Annotated in this window: 15 protein-coding genes and 2 pseudogenes; 11 read left to right on the top strand and 6 right to left on the bottom strand. The window is 67.6% G+C overall.

Going from position 1 to position 12,726, the window contains the following annotated elements; genetic code table 11:
• The 3 genes and pseudogenes from RKD20_RS46875 to RKD20_RS46865 all read left to right on the top strand — a co-directional run.
• Positions 1-285: pseudogene (locus RKD20_RS46875) on the top strand (transposase); the annotation flags it as partial.
• 113 nt (positions 286-398) lie between these two features.
• On the top strand, positions 399-1,394 hold the full coding sequence (locus tag RKD20_RS46870) for a TniB family NTP-binding protein (protein WP_424883100.1): 996 nt from the start codon (positions 399-401) through the stop codon (positions 1,392-1,394).
• Positions 1,391-2,065 (top strand): hypothetical protein, encoded by a 675-nt coding sequence (locus tag RKD20_RS46865; RefSeq protein ID WP_424875761.1) that lies wholly within the window; start codon positions 1,391-1,393, stop codon positions 2,063-2,065. Before RKD20_RS46870 ends, RKD20_RS46865 begins: the two co-directional genes overlap by 4 nt.
• A 268-nt stretch (positions 2,066-2,333) precedes the next feature.
• On the opposite strand, the gene RKD20_RS46860 is transcribed toward RKD20_RS46865, so the two are convergent.
• Entirely contained in the window at positions 2,334-2,756 is a 423-nt protein-coding gene (locus RKD20_RS46860; protein WP_424883099.1) for a hypothetical protein, read from the bottom strand.
• Positions 2,757-2,785: 29 nt separating this feature from the next.
• On the opposite strand from RKD20_RS46860, the gene RKD20_RS46855 reads away from it, so the two are divergent.
• The 6 genes from RKD20_RS46855 to RKD20_RS46830 all read left to right on the top strand — a co-directional run bounded on the left by RKD20_RS46855 (position 2,786) and on the right by RKD20_RS46830 (position 6,328).
• Positions 2,786-3,148, top strand: a complete 363-nt coding sequence (locus RKD20_RS46855; RefSeq protein ID WP_424883098.1) for a resolvase — start codon at positions 2,786-2,788, stop codon at positions 3,146-3,148.
• A 101-nt stretch (positions 3,149-3,249) separates the two neighbouring features.
• A complete protein-coding gene (locus RKD20_RS46850) occupies positions 3,250-3,492 on the top strand; it encodes a hypothetical protein (protein ID WP_424883097.1) in 243 nt (80 codons plus the stop codon).
• Between the two features lie 114 nt (positions 3,493-3,606).
• On the top strand, positions 3,607-4,062 hold the full coding sequence (locus RKD20_RS46845; protein ID WP_424883096.1) for a hypothetical protein: 456 nt from the start codon (positions 3,607-3,609) through the stop codon (positions 4,060-4,062).
• Positions 4,063-4,216: 154 nt separating this feature from the next.
• The gene (locus tag RKD20_RS46840) at positions 4,217-4,633 is read left to right on the top strand and encodes an SRPBCC family protein (RefSeq protein ID WP_389822736.1); all 417 of its coding nucleotides are present in this window, start codon (positions 4,217-4,219) and stop codon (positions 4,631-4,633) included.
• Positions 4,633-5,061 carry a MarR family winged helix-turn-helix transcriptional regulator gene (locus RKD20_RS46835; protein WP_388940816.1) on the top strand — a complete coding sequence of 143 codons (429 nt, stop codon included), beginning with the start codon at positions 4,633-4,635 and terminating at the stop codon, positions 5,059-5,061. The genes RKD20_RS46840 and RKD20_RS46835 overlap by 1 nt, the downstream gene beginning before the upstream one ends.
• A gap of 100 nt (positions 5,062-5,161) precedes the next feature.
• Positions 5,162-6,328, top strand: a complete 1,167-nt coding sequence (locus RKD20_RS46830; protein ID WP_424883095.1) for an IS630 family transposase — start codon at positions 5,162-5,164, stop codon at positions 6,326-6,328.
• A gap of 164 nt (positions 6,329-6,492) precedes the next feature.
• On the opposite strand, the pseudogene RKD20_RS46825 reads toward RKD20_RS46830, so the two are convergent.
• Positions 6,493-6,870, bottom strand: a pseudogene (locus RKD20_RS46825) (transposase); the annotation flags it as partial.
• Positions 6,871-7,220: 350 nt separating this feature from the next.
• On the opposite strand from RKD20_RS46825, the gene RKD20_RS46820 reads away from it, so the two are divergent.
• Positions 7,221-8,387 carry an acyl-CoA thioesterase/bile acid-CoA:amino acid N-acyltransferase family protein gene (locus RKD20_RS46820; RefSeq protein WP_424883094.1) on the top strand — a complete coding sequence of 389 codons (1,167 nt, stop codon included), beginning with the start codon at positions 7,221-7,223 and terminating at the stop codon, positions 8,385-8,387.
• 74 nt (positions 8,388-8,461) lie between these two features.
• Here RKD20_RS46820 and RKD20_RS46815 read toward each other — a convergent pair whose 3' ends face one another.
• Positions 8,462-9,382: a transposase gene (locus RKD20_RS46815; protein ID WP_424883093.1), complete on the bottom strand. Its 921-nt coding sequence runs from the start codon at positions 9,380-9,382 to the stop codon at positions 8,462-8,464.
• A 115-nt stretch (positions 9,383-9,497) separates the two neighbouring features.
• Complete coding sequence (locus tag RKD20_RS46810; protein ID WP_424883092.1) at positions 9,498-10,034, bottom strand: IS3 family transposase; 537 nt, start codon at positions 10,032-10,034, stop codon at positions 9,498-9,500.
• A 110-nt stretch (positions 10,035-10,144) separates the two neighbouring features.
• On the opposite strand from RKD20_RS46810, the gene RKD20_RS46805 reads away from it, so the two are divergent.
• Positions 10,145-11,346 (top strand): IS3 family transposase gene (locus RKD20_RS46805; RefSeq protein ID WP_424876948.1). Its coding sequence is split into 2 segments (ribosomal slippage): positions 10,145-10,436 and positions 10,436-11,346, totalling 1,203 coding nucleotides; the frame shifts between segments, so codons are not numbered across the junction.
• Here the strand turns inward: RKD20_RS46805 and RKD20_RS46800 are convergent.
• Both RKD20_RS46800 and RKD20_RS46795 read right to left on the bottom strand, forming a co-directional pair.
• Positions 11,320-11,676 carry an IS3 family transposase gene (locus RKD20_RS46800; RefSeq protein ID WP_424883091.1) on the bottom strand — a complete coding sequence of 119 codons (357 nt, stop codon included), beginning with the start codon at positions 11,674-11,676 and terminating at the stop codon, positions 11,320-11,322. The genes RKD20_RS46805 and RKD20_RS46800 overlap by 27 nt on opposite strands.
• A complete protein-coding gene (locus RKD20_RS46795; RefSeq protein WP_318810294.1) occupies positions 11,673-11,978 on the bottom strand; it encodes a transposase in 306 nt (101 codons plus the stop codon). Before RKD20_RS46795 ends, RKD20_RS46800 begins: the two co-directional genes overlap by 4 nt.
• Positions 11,979-12,726 lie beyond the last annotated feature (748 nt).

The raw sequence follows: 12,726 nt of genomic DNA, 5'->3' as shown, positions 1-12,726 counted from the left end.
GGCGACCACGACACCCACGAAGCCGACCTCGCCGACGCCCTCGACCAGCTCATGCGCCGCGCCCACACCCACACCGCCACCCCCGGCGAACAACGCCTGATCACCCGAACCGCACCCCTGAAAACACCCCCCACCGACGGCCGGCACGACGACGGCCGCCACGACCCGCCCGATGTCACCCAGCAGGCCCACGGCGAGGACGAACCAGGCGACGAGGTCGACGCCTCCGTCCCCTACACCGGACTCGGCCTCTACGACCCCGCCCAGGAAGCACTCAACTGGTGACCAACCACCCGCACACCACCGCCCACCACTCCCCCAGCACGGCAGGCCAGCCTGCCCGCACCTCCGCCACATCCCCTTGGCCGCACGGCCACGAGACCGAACCGCAGTGGCCGATCACCACCTGGCAGGGCTGGCAGCACTTCGCCACCACCCCGCCCCTGACCCCGCCCCAGCCCGGCGACCCACCCCGCAGCCTTGAGGAACGCCTCGCCTACCACTCCCAGTTCGTCACCGTCCGCACCCCCGCCATCCACACCCTCGCCACCCAGGTCCGCACCCTGATGCTGCTCGGCCACCACCAGAAGACCACCGCCCGGCCCTCACTGATCGTCACCGGCCCCGCCGCCGCCGGGAAAACGACCGCACTCCTCGAGGTCGGGCGCACCTGCCACCTCGCCCACATCCGCAAACACCCGGCCCCGCCCGGGCGCGCCCACCAGCAGGCACCGGTCGCGTACCTGCTGGTGCCGCCCGGCGCCACCGCCAAGACCCTCGCCACCGAATTCGCCCGCTACCTCGGCATCCCCGTCACCACCCGCATGACCCAGACCCAGATCACCGAAGCCGTCTGCCACACCTACACCGCCGCCGGTGTCCGCCTGGTCCTCATCGACGAGATCCACCGCCTCAACCCCCGCACCACCACCGGCGCCGAAGCCACCGACCTGCTCAAGGACCTCACCGAGCGCATCAAAGCGACCTTCGTCTACACCGGCATCGACGTCGCCTCAACCCCGCTGTTCACCGGAGTCCGCGGCGCCCAACTCGCCGGCCGCGCCAGCCTCATCACCTGCGGCCCCCTGCCCGCCCGCCACGGCCACACCCGCCCCTTCACCGACCTCATCACCGACCTGGAAAACGCCCTCGACCTCACCCACCACACCCCCCACACCCTGACCCGCCACGCCACCTACCTCCACCAACGCACCGCCGGCCGCATCGGAAGCCTCGCCCGCCTCATCCGCCAAGCCGCCATCACCGCCATCTGCGACGGCACCGAACGCATCACCAAAAAGACACTCGACGCCATCCCCCTCGACCACCTCGCCGAAGAAGCAAACCGCCCCCGCACCCGCCCAGGCGCCAGAACAGGAAAACCCCGCACGTGACACACACCCCCGACGGGCCCGCAGCCGAAGAATCCGCCGCCCTCCACAAGAAGGCCTGGGACGTCCTGGTCCCCGCCCGCGCCGACTACCTGGCCGGCGTCTCACCGCACTACGACGAGATCTTCCACGACATCGCCCAGCGAACCGAACACGCAGGCAGCCTCGGCAAGACGGACATCGCCGCCCTCGTCGTCTGGAAACGGCTCTCCGCACAAACCCGCTGGGTCACAGCACTGATGTCCCTGCCCGACACCCAGGTACGAGCCGTCACCGAACGGACCGTCACCGCCGTCCGCGACACCACCCTCACCCGCAGCGAAGCCGCCCGCACCGGACGCGGCATCATCTGGGAACTGCCCGGCTTCCGCACCGGCGACGCCCTCGCCTCAGCCGTCCTGACCGCCGCAGCACCAAAGCGGATGGCCGTCTACGACCGCCGCGTCCAACACGCCCTCGACACCCTCGGCCTCACCCTCACACCCACACCCGGCCGCTACGGCCGCTACCTCCAACTCCTCGAGACCCTCCTCCACCACCGCCCCCCACACGCCGGCGACTGGACCGCACGCGACCTCGACACCGCCCTGTACTGGACCGGTACAGGCCCACCCGCACCAGCCGTGACCACACAACAACACGCTGACCAGCACAAACACACGCCAGCCCTTTAAATACCAGACGCTATCCCTGACAGCACCACACCGTTATCAAAACCCCAAAAACCCCAGGTCAGACACCCCGACACCACCACCACAACCCCAAAAAGAGCGCCCGCCCCCTTCTCATAAAACCCCCAACACCCCAGCTCACACCCACCCACCCACACCAACTACCGCACTCTCAATCACAACGGCACTTGCTGAACCGCTTCCTCGGCCAGCTCCGTCTCCGGAAGCGTCGAGCGCTCAGACATAGCCAGGGCCGCTATCGGCTTGCCGCTCACCCGCCTGCCCTGTCCGCTCCGGTTGCCCTGCTCAACTGGGCGGCGAGACGGACGGCGGTCTTCTCCCCGGCTCGCTGCCTGATCAGACCCTCTTTGGCAACTGCACGAAGCCACACCTCGGAGCTGTCCCCATCGGCCTTCAGCACGCACGCGGTCACCACTACGGGATTCAGCCCGCCGGCACCGCCGCTGGCGACGATGCGGATAGTTTCGTCCTCACCAAGGCGAACTGGCACGGTCTCAATAACGTGGCCCGCCCTCCCGAGCACACCGAAGACGCGCTTCACCGCATCGTCGAAAGGCAAGGGAACAAGCAGATCGACCTCATGGACGTTCTTCCTCATCAGCTTGGCCACCACCCGGACCAAGCGACGACTACCCCCACCCATTGCGCCGAGAGCAGCAAGCTCCTCAGCCAAGATCAGTCCGTACGGCCGTCGCCGACCTCATGCCCGACCACATCGCTGTCGAGGAGGAGGCGCCCGCCCCGGAGCTGCCGGTCTCCGTCGACATGCCGGGCAAGGTCGCCGACTTCCTCCGCACCGCCGAGTTGGAGCCTGCCGAGCGGGCGGCGCTCGACCAGGGGGTGACCGTACGACGCGGCCAGGGCTACACCCTGAGCGTCAGCGCCGTCCCCGCCGTGCACCCCGGACTTCTCGCCAGCTGCCAGCCGCTCGACGGCAGCCACGGCGTTCCCGCAGTCCCGGCCCAGCGCAAGGCCTGCCGCGAGTACGAGAACCCGTCAGCACACTCACCCCGGCCAGACCATGATCACCGGCTTAGCGTTACTGACTTCGGCTCGTTAGGGTGATCCGTCTCGAAGTTGCTGATGATGACGCGCGGTTGGTTGTATCTCCTGATGTGTGAGGTATGCGGATGGGGGCGGGCTGACGCCCGCGGGGCGTCGGCGCCGTGACCGGATTGGGCTTCGCCCTGGTCCAGGCGACCGAGGCCCTGACCGCGCCGGTCAGCACGGCGATGCCCATGAGCATCACCTTCGCGTACTCGGGCACCGCGGTGGATGCCGTGGCGTTCGTGTCCAACTTCCCGCTGCTGGGCGATACGCCGTCAGGCGCAGGCGGCCCGAGCGGGGACGCAGCCTGCTGCCCGGGCACGCGACGGGCGCACGCCTACTTCAGCCAACAAAGATCGTGAAGTCCTTGGATTGGGGCGCCAGCACCGGGTAGCCCAAATGCCGTCACTCGTCCGGCCGTCGGCCGGATTCCCGGATCGGGTTACTGGCTAACAGCCTGCTGCGACAGTGGGATCATGACGCATCCACATTTGCCGACCACCGAAGCCGCCGTCACCGCGATACGTGAGATCGCGCGGGAGTACGGCCTCGGGATGACCGTGACCGACGACATCGGTGCGGACCAAACGTCGCGCCGCACCTCAGCCGGGGCGTTCACCGTTCTCGACCCGGACGGCTCGCTGCCGCACGAGACCTTCATCGAGTTGGGAGGCTCCCCGGCTGTCACCGTACAGATCTTCCCGGAGGACGACGCAAAGATCAGCGTCGAGAACGTCGCCTTCCACGATGTTCCCCGCGACTCGGCCCCAGCCTTCCTGCGGTCCGTCTACAGCGGTCTGGCCTACGTCACGGGGCGGGTCTTCCCGCCCGGCGCATGGCTGACCGTCCCGTTGCCCGGGGACGAGACCTACAAAGAACCGATCCAGCGTGTGACTCTGACCCCCTGGCTCGCCCGCGCCATCCGGAGCTAAGTGGTCGGCTCCGGAAATCCTTCGGGAGTTGACGTGGAAGTGGTGCTGCGTGAGGGCTGCCCCTGGGGCGAAGGAGGGGCGCTGAGGGGCGTGACAGATAATCTCCGCGCAGATAGTCTTCTCGAAGAGAATCCTCTTGATCAGGAGGCCACTGATGTGGACGTACGAGCACAGCACCGAGACCGACGCCGCACCCGAGGCGATCTGGCGTCTGTGGGCTGACGTCGAGAACTGGGGAGTCTGGAACACCGACATCGCGAGCATCCAGATCAGTGGCCCGTTCGGGGCGGGCACTGAGATCGTGATGACGCCAGCTGGCCAGGACCCGGTGCACCTGATCGTCGCCGAGGCGACCGTCAACAAACTGTTTGTGGACGAGGCCCGGTTCGACGGGCTGCTCCTTCGCACCATTCACCGGCTCGACCAGGGCGAGCGAGGCCGCACTCGAGTGACGTACCGGATGGAGATCACCGGCACCGGCGCCGACCAGCTCGGCCCGCGGATCGGTCCGGCCGTCACCGCGGACTGGCCCGAGACCATGGCCGCCCTGGTCAAGCTGGCACAGGACTGATGGCCCTCAGCCCCGGCGACAGCCCCGGATTCCTGCTCTGGCACGCCACGCTGCGCTGGCAGCGCGATATCGCCGCGGCCCTCGGCCCAATGGACCTCACCCACGTCCAGTTCGTTCTGCTTGCCTGCACCTGGTGGCTGAACACGCACGGCGAACACCCCAACCAGCAGGCCCTGGCCCGCCAGGCCGGCACCGACGTCAAGATGACCTCGCAGGTCCTGCGCGCCCTGGAGGCCAAGGGTTTGATCGAGCGCGAGGTCGACCCCGCCGACACCCGCGCCAAACGGCTGCGTGTCACCAGTGCCGGAGCCGAGCTGGCTCCGCGCGCGATCGCCGCCGTCGAGAACGTCGACGCACGTTTCTTCCAGCCGGTGGCGCACGACGACGCCGTAACCATGCTCAGCCGCCTGGCCAACCCCGAATCCTGAAGCCCGCAACGCGGACACCGTCGGCCCCAAATCCGTCGCCCGACGGTGTCCGCGTGACACCGCCCGGTCCGCCCCAACGCCGAGGAACGGCGACTCCTTCGTGACCGTCCGCTTCGCCGTACCGGTTTCGCTGCGTGCCTGCGAGCGCCATCGGCTGAAGAAGATGGCCTACGGCCACAAGACCCCCCATCAACTCCGCTGCCGGGCTGGGGTGGTGCTCGCCGCGGCCCGTGGGCACTCCAACGCCCGGCTCGCCCGGGACACCGGCCTGCACCTGGACACGGTGCGCACCTGGCGGGGACGCTTTGCCGACGGAGGACTGCCCGCCCTGGCCGACCGCAAGCGGTCCGGCCGGCCGCCCACCTTCAGCCCACTGCAGGCCGCCCAGGTCAAGGCACTGGCCTGCCAGTTACCCGCCGAGAGTGGAGTGCCACTGGCACGCTGGTCGTGCCCGGAACTGGCCCAGGCGGCCCTGGAACGGGGCATCACCGCCTTCATATCGGCCTCCACCGTGCGCCGCTGGCTGGCCGAGGACGCACTCAAGCCCTGGCAGCACCGCTCCTGGATCTTCATCACCGACCCCGGCTTCCGTATCAAGGCCGGACGCGTCCTGGATCTGTACGCCCGCACCTGGCAAGGCCACCCACTCGGACCGAACGAGTACGTCATCAGCGCGGACGAGAAGACCTCCGTCCAGACCCGCTGCCGCTGCCACCCCACCCTGGCGCCCGGGCAAGCCAGAGCCATGCGCGTGAACCACACCTACGGCCGCGGCGGCGCCCTGGCCTACCTCGCCGCCTACGACGTCCACCACGCAAAGGTGTTCGGCCGCACCGAACCACGCACCGGCATCGACCCGTTCATGAACCTGGTCAACCAGGTCATGAGCGTTGAACCCTACGCCAGTGCCGAGCGCGTGTTCTGGATCGTCGACAACGGCTCCTCCCACCGCGGCACGAAGGCCGCCGACCGGCTGGCTGTGGCGTTCCCGAACGCGGTGATGGTCCACACCCCGGTCCGCGCCTCGTGGTTGAACCAGGTGGAGATCTACTTCTCCGTCGTGCAGCGCAAGGTCGTCTCGCCGAACGACTTCACCGACCTTGCCCAGGTCGGGGACCGGCTTCGGGCCTTCGAAGACCGCTACAACACCACGGCACAGCCATTCCAGTGGAAGTTCACCACTTCCGACCTGGACGATCTGCTGGCCAGGCTCGACCGGCACACCGCCGATCAACAGGAAGAATCCTCGTTCCGCCTCGCCAGATGATCACCCCCCGAAGGACTTCCGGAGCCGACCACTAAGCGCGAGCTGGCCGCCGCCGCTGCCCCTCACCGGGTGCCGGTGACGTGCCAGGTGCGAGGGCCGGGCCCGCCAGCCCTACTACCGGTGCCACGATGACCTGGTGGGGCAGAGCTTCACCGCAGCCGGGCCTACCGACTTCCTCGAATTGTTGTCGGCTGCTGGGTGAGGCTCAGTCTGGTCCCGGCAAGGCAACCATCGATGAGGTCGGGCCGGAGTTGGATATGACGTAAGCCCCGGCGGAGGGTGCGTTCGAGGTGCTCGTCGTCGGTGAAGGCAACGTTGGCGAGCGGCCCCCGCCGTAACAGTGACCAGATACCCTCGCGCGCCGTAACAGTGACCAGATACCCTCGACCGGGTTCACGTCCGGTGCATAAGAGGGTAGTTGGACGATCGTGAGCCAGTCGTGTGCGGCCGCGTACTCACGCATCCCTGCGGCCCGGTGGGTGTCGAAGTTGTCCCAGATCAGGACGATGGGGCTGGAGTTGGATGTGGGCGCGGACGATCAAGCGGACTCCAGCGCGGCCACGGCGAAGCTGGACTTCATCCGGGCGTGGATGGAGTGGCCCACAGTACGGACCACACCACAGACGACGAGGTCAGACGCCTTGTGCTATCCGGCCCTCGACGCCCGCCGCATGTCGCGGTTCGGTGCGGGCCGGTGAGGCGGCCGGAGCGCACGACGGCTCTGTTGACTCCCGCCCCTCCCCATGGGAGATGTAGAGGGGAATGTCGGGGCGAGGGGGGCACGATGTATCGACGGGGGCCACTGTGGTGGGCAGCAGGCTTAGTGATGTCTGTGATCGTCATATGGGGGACCGTCGGGTGTACATCGGCGCGTCCAGTCAGTACCCGGGCGGTGATCACTGTTGACAGGCCGGTCGCGCTGGCCGATGAGCCAGTGCACATAAGAGTCACACACCTCGCCCCGCAAGGCCGGATCGTCGTGCACTCCTCCGCGACCGCGTACGACGGGCAGGCCTGGAAAGCAAAAGCGACCTTTGCCGCAGACGAGGACGGTGTTGTTGATCTCACCACATCGCGGCCGGAATCGGGGACCTACCACAACGTCGACGGCATGGGACTACTGTCGTCGATGAGGCCGCCGTCCGGCGATCCCAACCTGGCCTCCTTCGCCCCTCTCTACCCAGATCTCGCCCCCTCCTTCAACGTGCGGATCACTGTCACCGCGCACGGGCGCTCGCTTGCGGACCGCACCCTTACCCGCGTATGGGCGAAGCCGGGTGTCCGCAGCACGGACCTGTCCCTGGCGCACGACAAGGTGGTCGGGAAGCTGTTCCTGCCCCCTCCTGGTGCCCCGCGCCATCCGGGAGTGCTGGCCTTTGGTGGATCGGAGGGCGGAATCAGCATGAAGTTCGAGGCCGCGCTGCTGGCCTCCCACGGCTATCCGACGCTGGCACTGGGCTACTTCCGCGTGCCCGGTCTGCCCACGACCCTGCACGACATCCCGCTGGAATACTTCGCCACCGCTGCGCGCCTGCTGGCCGCACAGCCGTCCACAGACCCCGCCCACATCATCGCGATAGGCTACTCGCGCGGCAGCGAGGCCGCTCTGCTCCTGGCCGAGGACTACCCCCAGCTCGTCCACGGAACTGTCGTGTACTCGCCCTCCTCCAGGGTCATTCCAGGCTTCCCTCACGGCGGCAATGCCTGGACCTACCAAGGCCAGCCGGTCCCCCAGAACCTCATATCACTGGACCATCTCAGCGGGCCGCTGCTGTCCATCGCCGGCGACGACGACGCCTTGTGGGCATCCCCCGCCTCCGCCCGGCAGATCGCCGCCCAACTGGACGCAATCCACGACCGCTACCCCCACCAAACCCTCATCTACCCAGGGGCAGGACACGGCGTGGGAACCTTCCCCTACCTTCCACGGGCCATCTCAGTGATCAACCCCACCACCGGCCAGAAAACCGAGCTCGGCGGGACCCGCGCCTCCGACGCCGCCGCGCGCCAGAAGGGCTGGCCCCACGTTCTCTCCTTCCTCGCCAACACCCCACACTGATCCCTGCAGACTGCACGGCGACGCACTGGGGACGGGAGTGTCTACTGACTTCGGCTCGTCAGGGTGACTTTGGATCATCGAGGGCCAGGCCGGTGCCGGTAATGAAGCCGTCGAGGGTGTCGGGCCGGTACAGACTCAGATGCGGCTGCCCGGAGCCGGTGCAGTCCTCGCTCAAGTGGACCTTGTACCCGGTCCAGGCCGCGCTTGTGTGAATAGCGGGCCTCGGTATCGTACGGCGAGGCGATCAGAGCTCTGCCCGGCGGGAGATCATCCTTGCCGCGCCAGCCCACCTCTTGCCCTCCGTCGGTGACGGTGCGTGTGAACTGCTGGATCCAGACCGTCCGTAGCACGGTCACCGCGGGGATCTCACGCAGCCATGTCGGTGCTGTGGATGTGTGGACGGCTTCGAGTAGACGGTAGCCATCGGCAGCAATCTGCTGGGCCAGCCGGTCGCGTTCGGACCGTTCGGAGGGCAGCCGGTAGGCATCGGTTCTGGCGCCGTAACGCTTCTGCCAAGCCGGGTCCATCCAGCTCACGAGCCACTGCGCACTGGCCGCGGACAGTGCTTCCATGCAGGCCCGGAGTGTCTCGCCGATGAACTCCAGTCGGTTCAGGCGGCGGACGGCAGCCAAGACATGAGTGGAGTCGGTGCGCTGCCGCCCTCCGGCGCTGACCAGGCCCTGGCCAGCCAGGCGCTCCAGCAGCAGGTCCAGCACCCGCTCCTCCATGCCGTGGTCCAGCAGTCGTTGCCGGAACCCGGTGAGCACCGTGAAGTCGAAGCCGGGATCGGTGAGTTCCAGTCCCAACAGGTACTTCACGTCGATCCTGGCCCGCACGGCGTGCGCTGCCTGCCGATCCGTCAGGTTCTCAACGAATTGCAGCACGCTTACCAGGGCAAGCTGCCCGGGCGAGATACCAGGACGGCCGCGGTCCCCGAACGCCTCGCGGAACTCCTCATTCGAGAACACTGAACCGAGTTGGTCGCGGATCCGCATCGCAAGACACCCCTTCGGGAACGCCGCATGCGCGACCGCACTCGTCCCATCAGGAACACCGCCAGAAGCCGATCCCATAGACACAGCCGTTACCCCCTGCCGCAGGGCGACCCCTTCACGCCCCCCTGACCAGCAGGATCCGTCTCTCCGCCTGCCTCCGACCGAGTGATCGACGTAAACTCCCTCGAATTGAGCAACAGGGTCCCTCGATGAAGGTGAAGATCTCAGCGCGGGCAGTGGTCCGGTCGCGCCAGCGGCGGGTGCCGATCTCCGCTTTCAGCAGCGCGAAGAAGCTCTCGGCGGCGGCATTGTCATAGCACGAGCCGGTTCGGCCCATGCTTTGCCGCAGCCCCAACCGGCGTACTTCCCTGCGGAGTTCGTCAGCTGTGTACTCCGCTCCGCGGTCCGAGTGCACGATGCAGCCGGGCTGAAGGGCGCTGCGGTCGGCGGCCATCGTCAGTGCGTCGACCACAAGGGATGCGCGGTGGTGGTCGGCCATCGAGTAGCCGACGATTTCGCGGGTCGACAGGTCCACCCAGGTCGCCAGATACAGCCAGCCCTCGTCGGTGGGGATGTAGGTGATGTCACCGGCCAGTTTCCGTCCCGGGGCGGCGGCCGTGAAGTCGCGGCCGATCAGGTCGTGAGCGGGCACCGCCTTTTTCGCCGGACGGGTCAGCGACCGGCGCTTGCGCCGGGGGGCCTTGACCCTTGATCCTGGACACACGAGACACTGGATCCTGAGGATCTGCGAACGGACATCTCGTGGTCATGAAGAACTATCCGCCGCAGTTCAAGGCGGACGCGGTCGCGCTGTACCAGTCGCGGCCCGAGGCGACGATCAGGCAGGTCGCCGCCGACCTGGGGATCAACCCCGAGACCCTTCGGAACTGGGTGCGGGCAGCCGGCGCGAGCCGGCCGCGTGGACGCCGGGCGGAGGTGCCGACCGAGCCGCCGGCGCCGTTGGAGGCGGAGAACGCCGCTCTGCGGAAGAAGGTCCGTGAGCTGGAGGAAGAGCGCGAGATCCTGCGGAAGGCAGCAAAGTATTTCGCCGGGGAGACGCGCTGGTGAACCGCTTCCAGTTCGTCGCCGACCATCAGCGCCGTTACGGCGTGAAGCGGCTGTGCGCCATCCTGGGCATCGCCCGCTCCAGCTTCTACTACTGGCGTCGGACGGCCGCGGACCGGGCCGCCCGGCAGGCGGCCGACGCCCGCCTCGCCTCCCGGATACGGGCCGTGCACCGCGAGTCGGACGGCACCTACGGCGTCCCCAGGATCACCGCCGAGCTCCGCGAGGCGGGCGAGCGCGTCAACCACAAGCGGATCGCGCGGGTGATGCGGGGCGCCGGGCTGGCGGGCGTGCGCTTGCGCCGCAGACACCGCACCACGGTGGCGGACCCGGCCGCGGCGAAGGCCCCGGACCTCATCGGCCGCGACTTCACCGCCACCGAGCCGAACACGAAGTACGTCGGCGACATCACTTATCTCCCGCTGGACGGCGGGAAGTTCCTGTATTTGGCCACCGTCATCGACCTCGCCTCACGCCGCCTGGCCGGCTGGGCGATCGCGGACCACATGCGCACCGACCTCGTCACCGACGCCCTGTCCGCCGCCGAACGGACCCGCGGCAGCCTCGCCGGGACGGTCATGCATACCGACCACGGGGCCCAGTACACCAGCCGGGCCTTCGCCGACGCCTGCCGCCAGGCCGGCGTCCGCCAGTCCATGAGCGCGATCGGCAGTTCGGCGGACAACGCGCTCGCCGAGTCCTTCAACGCGACGTTCAAACGCGAGACGCTTCAGGGCCGGAAGCGCTGGTCCAGCGAACACGAGGCCCGTCTCGACGCGTTCCGCTGGCTCAACCGCTACAACACCCGACGCCGACACTCCCGCCTCGGACAACGCAGTCCCATCGCCTACGAGACAGCACTCGACACAACATCAACTACCCTGGCCCAAGCCGCATAGCCCGTGTCCAAGATTCCGGGTGAAGGCCCGGGTGACCCCGGTGATGTCGCGCTCACGCATGATCCGCTCCACTCGCTTGCGGTTGACCCGCCGGTCCAGCCTGCGCAGTTCGGCATGGATGCGCGGCACTCCGTAAGTGCACCGGGAGGCGATGTGCAAGACGGCGATCTCGTGGGCCAGGGCGTCGTCGGCGGCCCGGCGGGCGGCGCGGGCCTGCTCGCCGGCCAACCAGGCGTAGAAAGAGGAGCGAGCCACCTTCAGCAGCCGGCACAACAGAGCGACTGGGTGGGTGGTCTTCTCCGCCTCGATGAACGCATACACGTCGTTCATCGATCGCTCTCCTTCGCGAAGAAGACCGCCGCTTTTCGCAGCACCTCGATCGTCTCGGCCTGCTCACGGTTCTGCCGCCGCAGCCGACGCAGTTCCTCCCGCTCCGCGCTCGTGAGCTCGCCCGGCGCCCCCTGCCCGCGGTCGATCGTGTCCTGCTTGACCCAGTTCCGCAGGCCCTCGGCGCTGACCCCGATCTCCCGGGCCACCTCGGTGACGGTCTTGCCGGAGGAGCGGACCAGCGCGACCGCGTCGCGCTTGAACTCCTCCGAGTACCGCCTGCTGCGATTGCTCTTGCTTCCCACCTGGCACTACTTCCTCTGGAACCTCACGTCCCAGTCTCCAGGTGTCCAACATCAAGGGGAAGCTTCAGGGTTGGCAATGCGGAGGTAGTTCGTTGGCCGACGCACCCTAGTCAGAATGGGCCAAGGCGGCGAGTAGTCCTGCTCCGACTCCCAGCACAGTCAACTGCATGATACCCGGGGTGCGCCACCGCAGGGCAAGGAGACAGCCGCCTGTGACGACTGCGCCACCGACCAGGAGCCACATTCCCTGCCACGCCATCTTGGGCGCACCAGGCAAGTTGTCCTGGTCGTAGCTGTCGGCCCAGCCTGTCATCCCATAGCGGAACACCAACCAAGCGATGACCATCAAGTCGAGGACGAGTAGCGCCAGGCTGACCCCAACCTGCTGACCGATCGACGGCCCACTTCCGCGTTTCATACTCACCACCGGTGCCCATGACAGCCTGTTAACCGCATGAGGTCAGCATGCAGCCGTGACGGGCTCTGCACATGAGTACGGCTACTCAGTGAGCTGTCAGTAGCGGAGGGTGTGTCTTTATCGGCTCTGTCTCACATCCGGTGGTAACTGAGCGTCATGACTTCAAGAGGACCGCGGCGCAGCCGATTTCGCAGCTCAGAGACCATCTCTCCAGGACAGCGGAGCAACGCTCCGGCGACGGCCATCCAGGACCTCCGGCAGATCTGACTGCAGCCTGACTTGCAGCTATTACTCTGCGCTTCTGAACTCGCTCTGCGCTACCACCGGATG

The organism is Streptomyces sp. SLBN-8D4, from assembly GCF_049739545.1.
GTDB lineage: Bacteria > Actinomycetota > Actinomycetes > Streptomycetales > Streptomycetaceae > Streptomyces > Streptomyces canus_C.
The sequence above is the reverse complement of the archived record's forward strand: the minus strand, read 5'-3'. Positions and strand labels throughout refer to the sequence as shown.

Excerpts from the sequence above, each read along its gene's own strand:
- RKD20_RS46855 (WP_424883098.1), top strand. The coding sequence starts at position 2,786 with ATGCCCGACCACATCGCTGTCGAGGAGGAGGCGCCCGCCCCGGAGCTG.
- RKD20_RS46845 (WP_424883096.1), top strand. The coding sequence starts at position 3,607 with ATGACGCATCCACATTTGCCGACCACCGAAGCCGCCGTCACCGCGATA.
- RKD20_RS46840 (WP_389822736.1), top strand. The coding sequence starts at position 4,217 with ATGTGGACGTACGAGCACAGCACCGAGACCGACGCCGCACCCGAGGCG.
- RKD20_RS46835 (WP_388940816.1), top strand. The coding sequence starts at position 4,633 with ATGGCCCTCAGCCCCGGCGACAGCCCCGGATTCCTGCTCTGGCACGCC.
- RKD20_RS46815 (WP_424883093.1), bottom strand. The coding sequence starts at position 9,382 with ATGCGGATCCGCGACCAACTCGGTTCAGTGTTCTCGAATGAGGAGTTC.
- RKD20_RS46800 (WP_424883091.1), bottom strand. The coding sequence starts at position 11,676 with ATGAACGACGTGTATGCGTTCATCGAGGCGGAGAAGACCACCCACCCA.